Origin of the sequence: Hyphomonas sp. KY3 (genome assembly GCF_017309975.1) — a bacterium.
Classification (GTDB): Bacteria; Pseudomonadota; Alphaproteobacteria; order Caulobacterales; family Hyphomonadaceae; genus Hyphomonas.
The window spans coordinates 2267363-2283133 of the sequence record NZ_CP022271.1 but is presented as its reverse complement, the minus strand read 5'-3'; the positions used below and the strand labels follow the sequence as shown (position 1 = coordinate 2283133).

11 protein-coding genes and 1 pseudogene are annotated in these 15771 nt (G+C 57.7%); 3 read left to right on the top strand and 9 right to left on the bottom strand.

The window, feature by feature from the left end:
- The first annotated feature begins 103 nt into the window (after positions 1–103).
- Positions 104–1513 carry an FGGY-family carbohydrate kinase gene (locus tag CFA77_RS11160; RefSeq protein WP_206990758.1) on the top strand — a complete coding sequence of 470 codons (1410 nt, stop codon included), beginning with the start codon at positions 104–106 and terminating at the stop codon, positions 1511–1513.
- 10 nt (positions 1514–1523) lie between these two features.
- On the opposite strand, the pseudogene lldD reads toward CFA77_RS11160, so the two are convergent.
- Positions 1524–2683, bottom strand: a pseudogene (gene lldD, locus CFA77_RS11155) (FMN-dependent L-lactate dehydrogenase LldD); the annotation flags it as partial.
- Between the two features lie 196 nt (positions 2684–2879).
- Between lldD and CFA77_RS11150 the strand changes: the two are divergent.
- Positions 2880–4595 carry a cytosine permease gene (locus CFA77_RS11150; RefSeq protein WP_206990756.1) on the top strand — a complete coding sequence of 572 codons (1716 nt, stop codon included), beginning with the start codon at positions 2880–2882 and terminating at the stop codon, positions 4593–4595.
- A gap of 56 nt (positions 4596–4651) precedes the next feature.
- Here the strand turns inward: CFA77_RS11150 and CFA77_RS11145 are convergent, their stop codons facing one another.
- Positions 4652–7075 (bottom strand): glycoside hydrolase family 2 protein, encoded by a 2424-nt coding sequence (locus CFA77_RS11145; RefSeq protein WP_206990755.1) that lies wholly within the window; start codon positions 7073–7075, stop codon positions 4652–4654.
- Positions 7076–7293: 218 nt separating this feature from the next.
- On the opposite strand from CFA77_RS11145, the gene CFA77_RS11140 reads away from it, so the two are divergent.
- Complete coding sequence (locus CFA77_RS11140) at positions 7294–7944, top strand: TetR/AcrR family transcriptional regulator (protein WP_206990754.1); 651 nt, start codon at positions 7294–7296, stop codon at positions 7942–7944.
- Between the two features lie 168 nt (positions 7945–8112).
- On the opposite strand, the gene CFA77_RS11135 is transcribed toward CFA77_RS11140, so the two are convergent.
- The 7 genes from CFA77_RS11135 to CFA77_RS11105 all read right to left on the bottom strand — a co-directional run bounded on the left by CFA77_RS11135 (position 8113) and on the right by CFA77_RS11105 (position 15735).
- Complete coding sequence (locus tag CFA77_RS11135; protein ID WP_206990753.1) at positions 8113–8781, bottom strand: hypothetical protein; 669 nt, start codon at positions 8779–8781, stop codon at positions 8113–8115.
- A 66-nt stretch (positions 8782–8847) separates the two neighbouring features.
- Entirely contained in the window at positions 8848–10941 is a 2094-nt protein-coding gene (locus CFA77_RS11130; protein ID WP_206990752.1) for a hypothetical protein, read from the bottom strand.
- A gap of 158 nt (positions 10942–11099) precedes the next feature.
- Positions 11100–11906, bottom strand: coding sequence for a hypothetical protein (locus tag CFA77_RS11125; RefSeq protein WP_206990751.1), 807 nt, complete (start codon positions 11904–11906; stop codon positions 11100–11102).
- Positions 11907–12102: 196 nt separating this feature from the next.
- The gene (locus tag CFA77_RS11120; RefSeq protein WP_206990750.1) at positions 12103–13047 is read right to left on the bottom strand and encodes a CsgG/HfaB family protein; all 945 of its coding nucleotides are present in this window, start codon (positions 13045–13047) and stop codon (positions 12103–12105) included.
- 28 nt (positions 13048–13075) lie between these two features.
- Positions 13076–13516 carry a curli assembly protein CsgF gene (locus CFA77_RS11115; protein WP_206990749.1) on the bottom strand — a complete coding sequence of 147 codons (441 nt, stop codon included), beginning with the start codon at positions 13514–13516 and terminating at the stop codon, positions 13076–13078.
- The gene (locus CFA77_RS11110; RefSeq protein ID WP_206990748.1) at positions 13509–14378 is read right to left on the bottom strand and encodes a hypothetical protein; all 870 of its coding nucleotides are present in this window, start codon (positions 14376–14378) and stop codon (positions 13509–13511) included. The genes CFA77_RS11115 and CFA77_RS11110 overlap by 8 nt, the downstream gene beginning before the upstream one ends.
- Positions 14379–14598: 220 nt before the next feature.
- Positions 14599–15735 carry a LuxR C-terminal-related transcriptional regulator gene (locus CFA77_RS11105; RefSeq protein ID WP_206990747.1) on the bottom strand — a complete coding sequence of 379 codons (1137 nt, stop codon included), beginning with the start codon at positions 15733–15735 and terminating at the stop codon, positions 14599–14601.
- Between the last annotated feature and the right edge of the window lie 36 nt (positions 15736–15771).

Genomic DNA, 15771 nt, shown 5'->3' with positions numbered 1-15771 from the left:
CAGATTTCATCTGGCCAGACAGCTATCATTGCAAATTGCCAAATACAATCAAAAACGATAAAAAGCAATCATTCTTGTGATGCAGTTCGGGGGAGATCAACCAATGACCGCAATCGTCGTGCTCGATGTTGGAAAGACTGTGAGCAAGTTGAGTCTGTGGGAACCGGATGGGAATCTGATCAAACGTGAGACCCGGCCCAACGCGCAGATCGGCAAGGCGGGCAGGGCGGTGCTGGACGTCGAGGGCATCGCGGCATGGTTGGTCGCCACGCTCAAATCTTTTGCCACGGTAGCCAAAATTGGACACATCATTCCCGTGGCCCATGGGGCGGGTCTCGCATTGGTGCGAGATGGAGTACTGGTCGAGCCACCGCTTGATTATGAGTACCAAATTCCTCAAAGCGTCCGGCAATCCTACATGCGGGAACGCGATCCATTTTCCGTGACCGGGTCACCATTTTTGCACAATGGTCTGAATGCCGCGCTACAGCTCTATTGGAGAACGAAAGAAGCCGACTGTGTCCTTGATCGCATGAAGATCATGCCGTGGGCGCAATACTGGGCATGGTTCCTGTCGGGCGTCATGCGGTCAGAAGTCAGCAGTCTCGGCTGTCATACCGATTTATGGTCACCGCTACGAAATGAATTCTCTCCGATGACGAAACGATTCGGATGGGATGACATGTTTCCCGCAATGGCATTCGCGGGCGAGGCGATCGGACATTTGCGACCAAACTTGGCGTCAGACACCGGACTGGGCAGGGATGTGCAGGTGCATTGTGGCGTTCATGATTCCAATGCGGCACTGGTGGCAGCTCAGGCGTTTCCGCAGATGGAATCCGGCGAGGCAACCGTTTTATCGACGGGGACGTGGTTTGTCGCCATGCGTCGGCCCGCCATGACTTGCGACACCAGCAGCCTCTCGGAAAAGCGCGACTGTCTTGTAAATGTTGATGTGCACGGACTGCCAATTCCGTCGGCTCGCTTCATGGGGGGGCGGGAGATCGAACTTTTGTCGGAACCGGACACTCTTCGCGTCGACAGTGTGGGTGAGCAGGCGGCATTTTTACAAAGTGTTGCGGAGGTGATCGATGCCGGATGTAGTCTGAGCCCGACCTTCATGCCTGGAAACGGTCCGTTCCCAAACGGGCAGGGGAAGTGGAATGCTGCAGCCTTGTCTCGCGAAGCCCGAGCGGCAGCGATTTGCCTGTATGCGGGAATGGTCGCCAATGCGAGTCTCGATCTTGTCGGCTCTTGTAAAGCGATACTCATCGAGGGACGGTTTGCGAAATCCGATGTCTTTGTCCGTGCGTTGGCATCGTTGCGGCCTGACAGCGACATCTATATCTCTGACAGTCAGTCGGATGTGTCTTTTGGGGCGCTGAGGTTGATAGATCCACTCATGAAATCAGCAGAGAGGCTCACACGCGTGCGTCCTCTTGACCAGGATCTGTCTGCATATGCGACCGCTTGGCGAGAGAACGCAGAAATGGTTGAGACACGTAACGCTTGACGCGCAGACGAGGCCCTACACTCGCCCGACGGGTCAGGCTGGCGCGAGTAGGTCGGCAGAGAGATCCGAGAGTTTTTCTACGCCCATCAGCACCATAGCAATTCGCATTTCCTGTGCGACAAGCGCCAGGAACCGTTCAACCGCCATTTGTCCGCCTGCCGCCAGTGCATAGATGTAGGCTCTTCCAAACATGACTGCATCGGCGCCGAGACAGAGCGCCTTCACCACGTCCAGCCCGTTCCGAAAGCCGGAGTCAACAAGGACGCTCAACCTGCCGTTTGCGGTTTCGGCGATTTCTGGAAGTGCCTTGATGGTGGATGAGACACTGTCGAGTTGGCGGCCTCCATGATTGGAAACAACGATCCCGTCGGCTCCCAGAAGAATGGCATTTTGAACATCGTCAGAGTCGAGAATTCCCTTGATAATCAGCTTGCCCGACCAGGCGTCCCGAATCCATTCGAGGTCTGCCCAGGAAATTTCGGGATCGAAGTTCTCTGCCAGCCAGCCAATATAATCAGACAGGCTTGTTCGTTTTCCTCGATAAACTGAAATGTTCCCAAGGTCATGCGGCCGACCAAACAACCCTACCGACATTGCCCATCGCGGATGGGTCGCCGCTTGAACCAGTCGTTTGACATAGGCGTTTGGACCGCTCATTCCAGAATGAGCGTCCCGGTAGCGGGCTCCCGGCACCGGCATGTCGACTGTAAAGACAAGCGTCTGTATGCCCGCTGCTCTGGCGCGATCCAGCGCGCTCCTCATGAAAGCGCGGTCTTTCAATACATAGAGTTGAAACCAGACTGATTGGCCTGCGTCTTTCGCCACTTCCTCGATGGGGCAGACGGATACAGTCGATAATGTGTAGGGGATTCCAGCCCGCTGAGCAGCGCGGGCGGCCTGCGCCTCACCCCGCCGGGCATACATGCCTGTCAGCCCTACGGGTGCAAGCACGAGGGGCGAAGACATTGATTGTCCCAGGATGGATGTCTTCAGGTCGATTTGCTCCGAGCCGCGAAGGACCCGCTGACGCAATACGAGGGATTGGAGATCGCTGACATTCCGGTTTGCTGTCAGTTCTGCATTCGCCCCGCCTTCGATGTAGTCGAACAGGAAACGCGGCAACTTACGGCGGGCTACGGCGTGGAAGTCTTCCGGAGATGAAATGATCACTACAGCCGTCTCCCATTTCGAACGCGGGCAACCTGACGTGTTCTGGCTTGACCTGCAAGAAATCGAATGCAATCAAAATCAATAATAATCAATCAAAAATCATCAGGCGTGGCCGTAATCAATAGGGAGGGATGCCGTTTTGTCAGTCGTGAACCCAGACATCATGCGCGATAGCGGTCAGGCGGAGGCGCACAATATGGATCAACATCCTGTGCCCCCAAACAAGTTGCAGCCGTCGAGTTACTTCGCTGGAAACTATGCGGGTGAACATGTGGCGGGTACAGAGTTTGTCATCGGCGCGTTGTTCGCCGGGGCAGGCGCGGCCGCATCAGATGTTATTCTCGGCCTGCTTGTTGGTAACTTATTGGCCGTGCTGACCTGGGCTTGTGTGACCGCTCCAATCGCTGTTGATACGCGTCTTACGCTGTATGCGTATTTAGAGAAAATTGCCGGTCGGCATTTTATCAAACTCTATTCGGTTGTGAACGGCATCATGTTCCTGGGGCTCGCAGGATCCATGATCACAGTGTCGGCCTCTTCGGTTCGCGTGTTTTACAACGCAGCAATTCCTGGTTCACCGATCGCATCTCAGACGGGAATGCTTCCGACGGATATTCGGTTCGTGCTGATCGCCCTCGCAGTCGGCGCCGTAGTCGTCATGTTAGCTGTGATGGGATTCAAACGTCTCGCTCAGTTTGCCGGAGCAGTCGTGCCCTGGATGATTTGTATTTTTTTGATTGGCGCCATGGCGCTGTATCCGTTGCTCGCCTTGGCCGCGAGTGCAGACTTGCCCGCCTTGTCAGGTGAAACATTTTGGACGGTTATCTCCACGCAAGTATACCAGCCAACCCCGATGGAGGGACAGTTTTGGAGCGTCCCGAATGAGGCCAAGAGTTTCTGGTCGATTGCCGCCTTCGCCTGGGTTGCCAATCTGGCCATGCACGGGTCGCTGGGTGACATGACTTTGCTGCGGTTTGCCAAACGCAAATCATATGGCTGGTTCTCGGCACTTGGCATGTTCATAGGCCACTTTGTTTGCTGGATCTGTGCAGGCGTAATGGGAGCTGGCGCCGCGTACGCATTGAACACCAGTATCGGGCTGCTTGATCCCGGAGCGGTCGCCATGCAGGCGCTTGGCTTTGCTGGCATCATCGCTGTCATCATCGCGGGGTGGACTACATCCAACCCGACCTTGTATCGCGCCGGCCTGGCTTTCCAGAGCCTGAATCCCTCTTGGGGACGTGCGAAGGTGACCATCATCGTCGGTATGGTGACCATGATGCTTGCTTGTTCGCCCTTCGTGTTCACTCAACTTCTCGGCTATGTCGGCTGGATGGGTCTGAGCCTGTCGCCAGTCGGTGCGATCATTGTGGCTGAACACTGGTTATTTCCGCGTTTGGGTTTGAAGCGATACTGGGCGTCGTACCGGCATTCGTCGTTGAACTGGGCGGCCATTGTCGCGTGGGCGGCTGCTTTTGCGGTGATTCTCGTCCTCTATCTCGGAGTCGGCATTCACCAGTTCTTTTTGCTTGTCCCGGCCTGGGTCACCGCCACCGCAGTATATGTGATTTCTGCAATGGCGCTCGGCGCGTCCGAATCCTACTCAGAAGCTGAAAGAGAGGAGCAGCGCATAGCTGACCGCAAGCTGACTGAAGTGCAATACCTGGCGTCGGGACAGCCGATTGACGAGCCTGGTGGGCACACCCGGGCCTGGTGGGGGCTGCAGCTGATCAACGGACTAACGCTCTGTTGGATGCTGGCCTCTGCAGTTCAATTGTTGTTCGTGGACGAACTTATGTATCGTGAAGCGCTGTCAGATTTTCGCAGCCAGCTCATTTGGCCGAGCCTGATTTTCTTCACATGCGCTGGTCTGGCTGTCCTGATAAAGGGAGAGCGACGGGAGTTGACTTAAGAGGAGACATTCTCCAACCGATCGCAAGCGAAAGCGGGTGGCGAATGTTTCATCTCTTAGCGCCCAGAGAAGGGAGGATCAGGAAGCGCTACTCCGGGATGTGGGTGCCCGACCTTTCTGCGGCTCCAGACAGTCTCGAACGCTTCAGTCGGGGAGGACAGCTCCGCGAATACTGTAAATGCATCGATATCGGGGATGTTCAGCGTAATCTCTATCTCCTGCTTGCCAAGGGGCTCCAAAGAGACTGATGCCGGGCTTGAAGCCTGCACGACAGTTCCGTTGCCGTCTACAATGTAGAGGCGAACTATGCCAGTGAGGGGGTCATAACCATCGTTCAAAAGCACCATAGGTATCGCGACTGTTTCGCCGCGCGGATAGGCGGCGTTACGCCACTCCTTTAAATAAATAAGTTGGGGCGCAAACACGTTCCGGGCATAGGCTCGCCATCTTGGTTCCAGTTCAAGCGCCTCCACGTCAAGGAAGCTGTCACATGTGGCGCTAGTCGTCTGAACTTGCCAGTTCTCTGGTAGGTCATCCTTGTCATTACATTTTGATAGATAGACGAAATGTTGAACGCCAGAATAGCCGCGCATAGCACGCCAGTAGGCGCTCAGTTCGGAAGTCACATAGGCGTAGGCTTCCCGATACTCTTGCGGCGAGAGCTCCAATCCTCCGGTCATGGTGTCGAAGGCGGATTGGGCCAGTGGTGTCGGGCGACCCGCTTGGGTAATCCAGAGAAATGCGTACTCATTGTTTATGAAAGGGTGATCCGGCGCGTCGGCATAGGTTGCGAATAGTCCCCAGGTGGCCTGTGGGGGATGTCCATCCATGGTCGAGAAATCGTCGAGTGTGTAAGCCCTGTCATTCAGATTGAGCGTGCCGCCAGAATTCAACTTGTAAGGATGCTCTTCAATCGGGTCATTTGGTCCCACCGGCGCTTGGTACCCGCCATTTTCCCATTGGCGCGTGGAATCCAATTCCCGTACCCTGCGAATTATGTCGGTCGACAGAGGATTGTTGTTTTCGTTCGCTGCATCCCACCAGCCGATGGAGGGATGGTTCCAGTTTTCACGCATCCATCCCCGAAATTCCTTCTCGAGTTCGGCGGCCGACCACTTTCCGGACTCTGTCCCGCGGGCCACCGACCAGAAATTGTATTCGTCTGCGATGATGAAGCCCGTTTCGTCCGCGATGTCATACCAGAAGTTCGGCGCGCGGCCATTGTGGAATCGAAACGAGTTCCAATGGAAATCCTTCGGGTGTCCAGTCAGCAAACGGCGAACCCAGTTTTCGTTCCATGGCAGGCTCCCGCGCTCCGCATCGCCAAAGAACCGGTGCAGCGCTATATTCGTTCCTCTGAGATAATAGAGGCGGTTGTTTAGATAGAATCCCTTGTTCTTTCCGCTTCGCCATTCAACCTTCCGCATGCCAAACCTTGTGGCTCGATCATCGGACGCACGCCATTCGCCATTGTCGTTTTGGTATTCAAGGGCAGCAGAACTCAAATAGAGAAACGGATTTTCCGGGCTCCAAAGTTGAGGGGCCTCAATGTCGAGTGTCATGGAGATTGTGGTGTGCGAACCAGCATCCAGTGCCACTTCAATAGTGTCAGCCGCGACCACCGCATCTGATTGTAGCCAGGGCGCTATTTGTTGCGAAAGGCGCACATGTTTGGGAGTTTGGCCACTATTGTAAACGTCCGCCTTGATTGTGACCTGATCTGTGTCGATGTTGGGTTCAATCTTGATGTTGGCAATTGATACTTCGCCGGTCATGACCAGGCTCACACTGTCCCACAACCCTGGATGCCACCTTTCGATCTCGTCATCGTCGCCCAATGGAAGGAATTCGGGTAGCTGGCTTCGATCAGCGCCCAGTCTGACGACCAGCTCATTCTCTGATCCGTACCGGATTGCTTCACTGGCATCGAATTCAGACAGTGTGTATGCGCCGAAATGTTCGCCCAAGGCCACGCCGTTCAGCCAGACTTTCGCCCCATATACTGCTTTGTGCAGGCAGATGTAAGCCTGCGTCGAGGGGGTGTCGCTCAACGTGAATTGCGTGCGATACCAGAAGGCGTCGCGGTACTTACTTCTTTTACCCACTTCCTCAAATGAAGGGCTCGCCTCGGTAATTAATCCGGGGACGGCAATACTGTGTGTGAACGCGTGAGGCGCGGTTTCTGTCAGCGAGCCTTCCTCGATTTCCCAGAGACCATCTAGTGATACGGTTTGCCGTGTCGTTTCGCCCCAGTTTGCGTGACTGTTCTGGCACGCGGCTTTTGCGTGCGATCCCGGGATTTCAGATTCGTAGTCATCATGTCTTTCGAAGGTGCCCGCCCACTCCACGAAAGGCTCATTGCTCATCAGGGATACAAGAATTCGGGTCCGATTGGCGTAGGCCAGAACAGCGAGGAATAGGAGCAACGCAACGAGTGCAGACAGGATGATTGCTGGCCATTTCAACCACCGAAGCGTCATATTGTATCCTCCAGATTTCTGCGAATCGTTGCGTATGCATCCTGTGAAAGCGTCCATCTGGACGAATTGTCAATAATAATTCGTCCAGATGGACGCTTTTGTGCCGGGCGGGAGCGGAAAGGCTCTGTTGCGTCTGGAGAACGTCGACTTCCAATGATTGACCTGCCATTCCAATTTACGTATCCGGCTCGTGAGCGGAGCGATTGAGAAGACGCCTTTTGACCCGGACAACTGATAATCCGACCCACCGTGTCCCGGTGCAGGACCGTGCTGAAAAGAGCCGAGCACGTATTCTTCACGAAGCGCGGATCGTGTTTGCCCAGCAGGGATTCGACGCAGCGAATGTTCGGGATATTGCTGCGGCTGCCGAAACACGACACTCGATGATCCGCTATCATTTTGGCTCGAAAGAGCAGCTATGGCGTGAAGCCGTGCGGGACATGTTTGAGGTCCTGGACAAGGCGATCGACCTCGACACAGCAGACGTTCCGCCCATTGACGGGCTAGAGGGCTTCAAAGACCTCCTCCGACGCTACATTCGGCATTGTGCCGCCAATCCTGACCACGCCCGGATCATGGTGTCCGAAGCGATGATAGGCGGCGAGCGGCTCCAATGGATAGTGGACAATTTTCTCATTCCGCGACGCGAAGCGATTGCGCAGCGCCTGGTGCGTGCCAGTACTCTGGAACAGCTGCCAGACCTCAACCCGTTATCCTTCCTCTATATCACGACGTCTGTCTGTCAGATGCCATTCGTGCTGGCGCACGAGGTTCAAGCATTGTTTGGTATTGACGTGCGGAAACCAGAAATCGTGGACGCGCACATTGAGTCGGTGTTGAACCTGTTTTTTCAGTATCGCGCCGACTGATTCCGGAAGACATGGAGGCTTGGGGCCGACGCGTCTGAGGCACGCGCCTTGTCAGGTGTCCTCGGTTCAACTGCATTGAGGCCGGAGCTTGCTCCCGTTCCAGCGTGTGTCAGATCGTGTCAGCCCGTTTCATGCCATGCCGCTCGGACGGGCCGGAGCTTGCAGGGCTTATTGCTGTGTTCCGGGAATCAGGACGTCGATCGGCAGGCCTTCCGTGCCGAAATCCGGCAACATGTCATCTTCGTCCGGAGGCGGCGGGGTGCCGTCGGAGCCGGTGCCCATGAGAAATTCGCTGCCGGCCGATTGGGCGGCCTGCGACACGGCCTTGCCACGACCGATCTCGTTGACGGCGCTGGCGGGATCTATGACGGTCACGGCGCGCGCGCTGGGCACGACAACGGTCAGCGTTCCATCTCCTTCGCCGGAGGTCAGGGTGAGCCCGTCATTCGGCTCCAGGCTGGTGCGACAGCGCTCTGTTCCAGCCAGGTCGCCAATACAGGGATCGTCTGCATCCGTGACAGGAGTCAGGCGGGCAGCCGCCGGGTTCGCTGGAATTTGGCCGAAACCCGCAGACGCAGCATCCTGCCTGGTGTCTTCGGAGGCCGGAACGACCTGTTCTGCACTGATGGCGTAGGCCGCTGCGTCGGCATCCTTGCGCTGGCCATCGGGACGGGGCGGTGGAGGCGTGTCGGCCTCGAGGCCGCCGGTCGGCATGGTGAATATTTTGGGAGGCTCGAACGGCGTGGTGCAGCCGGTGCAGAGGGCAAGGACGAGCAGGGCGCCAGCAAGGTTCGCGGGGCGCGGATAGGCGGTCGACGAGGATGTGTGGCTCGTCATGGCTCAGTCCTTCCGGTGTGTGGAATGAAGGTCCCGGGCCGGAAAACCGGCCCGGGACGGCAGGGGTTACTGGTTGACCGTGGCCGAGTTATAGGACCCAGTCTGGACGATGGAGGCCATGTTGCCGGCGGTCACCGTCTGATTGATCGACGCGTCGTTGAAGTCACCGCCGCTTTGCGAGATCGTCGCCATGTTGCCGTCGGTCGACTGCAGGATCGAGGCGGTGGAGAATTCGCCGCCCGTCTGGGTGATCTCACCGGTATTGTCATTTCCGCTCTGCGTGACGCTGGCGGTCAGGTCGCGACCGGAATTGTTGCCTTGCGTGACCGTCGCGGAGTTATCGTCCCCGCTCTGATCAATATCGGCATCTCCACGGCCACCATTCTGGAGAATGGAACCCGTGTTTCCATGACCGGTCTGCACGATGTAGGAATCGTTCGAGAAGCCGCTCTGGTCAATGCTGGCCATGTTGAACGATGCGCCGCCGATCTGGTCGATGGCCGCCGTGCTGGACTTGCCGTCCTGATCGATACTGGCTTCGTTGTCGGAGCCGATCTGGGTGACATAGGCGTTCAGCGAGCTGTCCTGCCAGACGCGACCTTCCTGGGTGACGTTCGCCGTGTTGCCGGAGCCATCCTGATAGACGTCAGCCAGAACGCTGTTGTCAGCCTTCTGGCCGGTTTCACCTGGTGCGTTGTCATATTGGTCGACATTGGCCGTGTTGCCATCACCATACTGGGTGACGATGGCGTCGAAGTTCTGCGAACCATCCATGTTGAACGACTGGGACACATTGGCCGTGCTCATGCCATCCTGCAGGATGGTCGTGCTCAGGCCGGACTGACCGTCCCCGTTCATGAACTGGTCGACATTCGCCGTTGCGCCGCCATCCTGCGTGATGCTTGCAGAGATGTTCGTGGAGCCATTGCCAGCGATGCCCTGATTCACGTTTGCGACCGAACCACCATTCTGATCGAGCGTGGCGATCACGGACCCGGACGTTACGGCACCGCTTGTCGCGGTGTTTTCGACGGACTGGTCTACAAAGGCGCTGGAACCGCCATCCTGCGTCACATTGGCCGTAATGCCGGTTGCCCGGTTGCCATCCAGGGACTGGTTGACTTCGGAGATCGAAGCGCCGGACTGGTTGATCGTGGCGAAGGCATTGTTGGCCTGTCCGTCAACAGCGGTCTGGCTGACAGTCGAGTTGGAACCGCCGGTTTGGGTCACATTGGTCCGCAGCGTGCCCGTGAAGCCGGGGCCGGTGCCTTCCTGAGTCACGGACGAGGAATTGGTGTCGCCGTTCTGATTCACATTGGCAACCTGGTTGAAACCGCCGCCGGTGTTCGTCTGATCCACGGTGGAGGTGTTGTTGTTGCCAGCCTGAATAACCGTCGATTCCGGATCGGCATTCGGGATGTTGATCGTGCCATTGGAGGAATCGTCCGTCTGCGCGATCGTGGACACGTTGTTGTCGCCTGTCTGATCATTGTCAGCATAGGCGCCGATTGCATTCTGGGTGACAGTGGAGTCGTTGTCGTTACCGATCTGGTCAACGGTCGAATTATTGTCGCTGCCCGTCTGGGTGACGGAAGCCGCGTTGGCATCACCGAGCTGTGCAACCGTCGTTGTGTCGCCCGTGCCGTCCTGGGCGACGACCGCGCTGTTGTCATTGCCTTCCTGGCTGACTGTGGCGACTTCACCGCCCGTATCGTCGGTAAGGCCTTGTGCGACGGTCACGCTGTTGCCCTGGCCACCGACCTGGTCAACAGAAGCCGTCTGTGCGAGCGAACCTGCGGTGTTCTGGTCGATGTCAACCGAGTTCGGGGCGGCCCCGGTAACGGTGTCAGCGGTCTGGGTCACCGTTGCAGAGTTGCCAACCGCAGCGCCGACGGCACTGGTCTGATCGATGTCGGCCGTATTGGTGGCAATACTGTAGATCTGCGATCCGGGAGGTGTGTGCTTCTGGGTGATGGACGCCGAGTTTTCGTCGCCGGTTTGGTCGATATAGCCTTCGTTTTCGAGACCTTCGGTCTGATCAATGTCGGCATTGTTTGAAACGCCGCTCTGGTTGATGAGCGCCTCTGATTCGTCTGCGAAGGCAGGTCCCCCGAAGCAAAGTGCCGCGATTGCGGCGGTGGCGAGAAGTTTCGTGCGCATGAGATGTCTCCTTGTCAGTGCACATTTCGCACTGATCCGTTCTCGGATCAGCTTGTTCAAAAGGCCATTCTGGAAGCTGAGTGCGTCCCCCCGATGGCTTCTGCCACGCCCCGCTGGTGTACAGTTGGAGGCATGTTCGGTTTCAGACCGGGCGCGCATCAGTATGCGCCTTGCGTCACGGTGACCGTGCCGCAGCCAGAGGCCACGACACATCCGGTCTGGTTGATTGTGTATTCCAGCGCATCGCCGGTCTGGACGAGCAGGGCGGACAGGCCTTCGCCGTCCTGGTAGATTTTACCTTGGTTGTTGTTTCCGTCCTGCTCGATTGACGCGGTGTTTCCGGCGCCGGTCTGTTCGATCAGCGCATCGTTGTCGTCACCGTTCTGCACGATGGAGGCGACATTGCCGCCTTCCACAAGATCGCCAGGCGAGACGGTCTGATAGATTGCGGCGGTGTTGCCGTGTCCCAGCTGCGTGAGGGAAGCGGAATTATAGTACAGTTCACCAAAATCATTTGTCTGCCGTATGAGGGCGTCGTTGGAGTCGCCCTCGATTGTGAGGGTGGCATCATTGCGGCCTGCAGGCTGACTGCCGACGGGGGACGAATCCTGGCGAATCGCGAACGAGTTCGAGTCTCCCGTCACGGATATGCGGGCCGACGCATTGTCTCCGGATTGGGAGACCGTATTGGCCCGGTTCATCTGACCCTGAACATAGGCGTCCACGACAAGATTGCGCCCCGACTGGGTGACTTCCAGCGTGTTTGCGCGTTGCGCCTCGGCCTGCCGGGTGCGCTCAAGAATGTCGGAAATCTGCTCAATATTAGCGAATGAGCCCGTGTCGGCCCCGGCGGGAAGGGCCAAGCCGAACAAGATGGACAGGACGCCGAATGAATTGCGCGTCGAGTGTCTGCGCGCGTTCTCAGCGGGCGGACGTGCAGATGCGATTGCAGTATGTGGCAACATAAAGTGCCGCTCCCGAGTTGCTTGCCTCGACGTGAGGCAGTATTGGTCGGGAGATCCGCCAAATGGCAGATCCCCGGGGAGAGACCGGTCCGAGCGCCAACTTGAAGTCGGTCTCTCCCCACCCTTATTGCGGCTCGCGCCGCGCGATCTTGTCTTTGCCTGGTCCTAGTCGGTCCAGGGCTTTGATTGCATCAGCTCAACTTGCTTCATTGGCCTCCCAGTTTTCGCCCTCTTGCAGCAATTCCTTTGGCACACCCTTCAGGGCGTCCTTTGGAAATTCGGTGCGGTATTTCTGATCGTAGAAATCCACCGCTGTCTTGCCGAGATCGGGGTTTTCGAAGTTCCAGAGACCAGACTTTACACCTTCCACGATCAATCCGTAAACGGCTTTTTCGAGCGCCTGGCGTACAGCAACATGGCGAGGCTGGTTCAGGGTGATTCCGGCCTCTGCTTCGAGAAGCTCCCGATAGGCGACATATTTGAAGGCGTTGGCCTGCCAAGCGACAGACGCGACGCGTTGTTCGGTCGTTACCGAGATCAGGACTTCGCCCGTCTTGACGCTGACAGCCCGCAAATACACCGAAACGGCGTCTTCCCGGTACTGTGTGTTCGCGCCAATTCCCAGATAGCGTGCGCCGGCCCCACCCGTTTGCGTATTCGTATCATAACCCGTGATGGCTCCTTCGATCAGGATGCCCGCGAAAAGCAGCGCGGGAAGTGCGACCGATTCCTTTGCAGATTCCCCCAGATAACGCTGGCGCATTTCCAAGATGATCTGGCGTTCCTTGAGCAAATTATCCAGCTTTTCCCGTTCGATGACGGTAAACCAGCTGCCATCTCCTGCGTCCTGCAGGGCCTTGATCAGGATCGGCGTTGCGCCCTGGGTCACGGCGCGCGACAGCGTCTGGACAGTATCGCTCGGCTTGAAGGCGCCGGTCTCGTCCGCGACGCCATAGACGGCGACCGGAATCTGCTCCGTCGGCTTTGGCAGCCAGATCAAAGCATACTCGGTCTGCGTGCGCGGATTCACGGTCGGCTCCGCCATGTCCATGGACGCTTTTGGCGGCGTGCCGCACGCAGCAAGCAGAAGTGTCAGTACAGGCGTTGCCAGCCAACGCTTGAAGCCAGATTGTCCCCACATATAGTGTGCGTCCCCTACAAATTCCCGGTTAGCCGCCGGTGGTGAAAATCGGCACCACGACTTCTGTCGTTGTCCCTGTGGTTGCGTCAAAAATGGTCAGTGTGATCGAATCCAGACCCCTCACGAATTCGACTGTCTGGTCGCCGAAGACGACCCGGCCATAATCCTGCGGATCCTCCCCGAAGATGGCATTGGCGACCTCGGAGGCGAGTCCTGACAGAAGGCGGCTTTGCAGCTGCCGAATGAACAGGTCAGCCTGCGGATCACCGCTGGCGGAGGATGGCGCCTCGGTATCATCCTGGGCGTTTGCGATGCCGAGGAGGTGGGCCGAGTTGAACGGATTTCCGCCGAAGGACGGATTGACGGGCGTATAGACGAGTTCCTGCGCTGCCGCGCTGCCGGCAAGGGCGAGTGCGACCATGCCGGCGCACGCACCGGTGCGGATCATCCTGATTGGGTGACTAGTCATTTCCTGTTCCTTTCCAGCGCACGCCATCCACGAGGAGGCGGCCTGCGCGTTGCAGATCGACATGTGCCAATGTGATGCCATTCGAAACCTTTGCCTGCGAGGCACCGCCCAGTGACATACGTGCATCCGATGCGGTGCCGGCCATTTGAAGCGTCGCGGTTCCATCGAGTTCGGCCGTGATGTCCGTGAGCGTAACGGAATCCAGCGTGATCCGGCTGGTTCCGGACTGATAGATTTCAGCCGTGCCGGTGAGATGGTCGCTGACCAGCCGGGATGTCCGGCCAAGACAGGCATGCAGGCGGTTTCGGATTTCGCTGATCCGGATGTGGCCGCCATGACTGGCGTCGATTTCAGCGACTTCGGCGCCGGACATTTCCAGGGCCAGGGCGCCGGTTGTTGTCAGACGGAACGTGTCGGTGACATTGTTGGCGATGATACGGCTGCATCCGCCAGCCAGAATTTCGAGATTGTCAGCATCGGCGATTTCGGCATCTCCGGCCCGCATGGATATGCGGACATTTGTGGAAGTGGGTGCGGAAATCACCACGGTCGGGAAGTCGCCGATCGGGTGCATCTCGCCATTGTCGAAGGAGATGCTGAGTTCGCCATTGGTGCGGGCGCAATTCATGGCGAGGGAGGCAGGGGCCCCGCGGACCGAGACGCCGCCATCTTCATCGGTGCTCACGGACAGGGTTCCAAGGTTTCCGACGCCGTCCTCGACGGAGATGATTTCGATCTTGTCCTCGGTGTTCGGGATGATCCGAAGCGTGCCGACATAATCTTCAATATCCAGCGTCATCGCATCATGCCCCGTGGACGGGTGTCCCGCTGATGCGCTGGCCGGCACTAGAAATGCGATCATGAGGCCAACTGCCGCATACGATGCCGCCCGTGGCTTACTGAATTTTGTCGCACGCATTCTGCCCTGCCAATCTTACAGCAACGGCTCACCGAATTGGGCCGGATATTGCGGGCGTGTCCCCACTCCCGGCTCGCGTTCAGCGAACGTTTCACCCTTTGTGAGTGCTAACGAAACATTAAGAAAGTGGGCTGTCATCCCCCAAACGGGGGGAAGGGACAATTTATCCGTAAAGTTTATCGCCTGCATTCGTTTGCACGGGCACGGACATACCAGAATCGAACGCGAAACGTGACGATTTTATCACAATTTCGGCCTGGCGATTGACCACCATCTTCTGCATGATCGACTTGAGAAGCGTCTTGACCGTGCTGGTTGCCACAGCCCGGGCTGTGGCGATTTCCGCTACGGTCTGGCTGGCATAGAGCCGTTCGCAGACATCGCATTCTGCTGAGGTCAGGGAGTAGGTCTGGCGCAACAGGTTCCGGTCCAGGGATTTCACGGATGTGAGCTTGTCGATGAACAGGACCGCATGGCCGGAGCGGGCGCCGAAATGCCCGATGGGGGGCACCGGTGTGACCGAACAGATATAGGTGCATTCCGGGCGCAGGCGCGCGAAGGAAAAGCGGCCGCCAATGGCGTTGCTCTGGCCGCGCAGGGTGAGGGCCAGATCGCGGTTGCTCTCGTCGGACAGGAGATCCAGGCGGCCGAGCCCATCGGTGCGGACCACGCCGGACGCGAGCAGTTTCTCGAACTGTTCTGACTGCCGGACGACCGTGCCGGATTTGTGCAGGATGGCGACGCAGGCCTGGCGGCCGAACATGTCCAGCAGGGACGTTTCCTGCCGGCTGACAATGCGCCCTGCAAGATGCGTGACCGGAATGGCTGCGCGGACCATCTGAGAAAAGCGGGCAATGGAATCATCCGAAAACGGACCATCATCGCGGGGGCGGGCAATCGCCAGGGCCACCACGGTCGAGTCATCGCTGGCGAGGACCGTGCCGGCGAACTGGCCGACGCCGGCCGGAATCAGGAGTTCCTGATAGGCGGCATTGGTGGCCACGGTCTCCTCATCTGCCACTTCATGGTCTCGAATGATTCGGCCGATCTCGCGCGAGGCCAGAATCCGGGTGCGCGGATTGATGGCGAGATACTCCTGCTCATTTTGGAAAAGGTCGCGATCGACGGTGCCCTCGACGGCGGAATCCAGAATGAAGGTCGCATCACTGACGGAAATGAGTTGTGTAGTTTCCGCACCACAATGCGCATTGACCATCTCGAGCGCCCGGGGCAGGACATCGCTGTCGCACAGGCCTTCCAAGAGCAATTCTTTGAAGGTGTCGAGGGTATGATTGCTCATATATTCCAATCTACGCGCCAAGTTTGGCAGCAATGT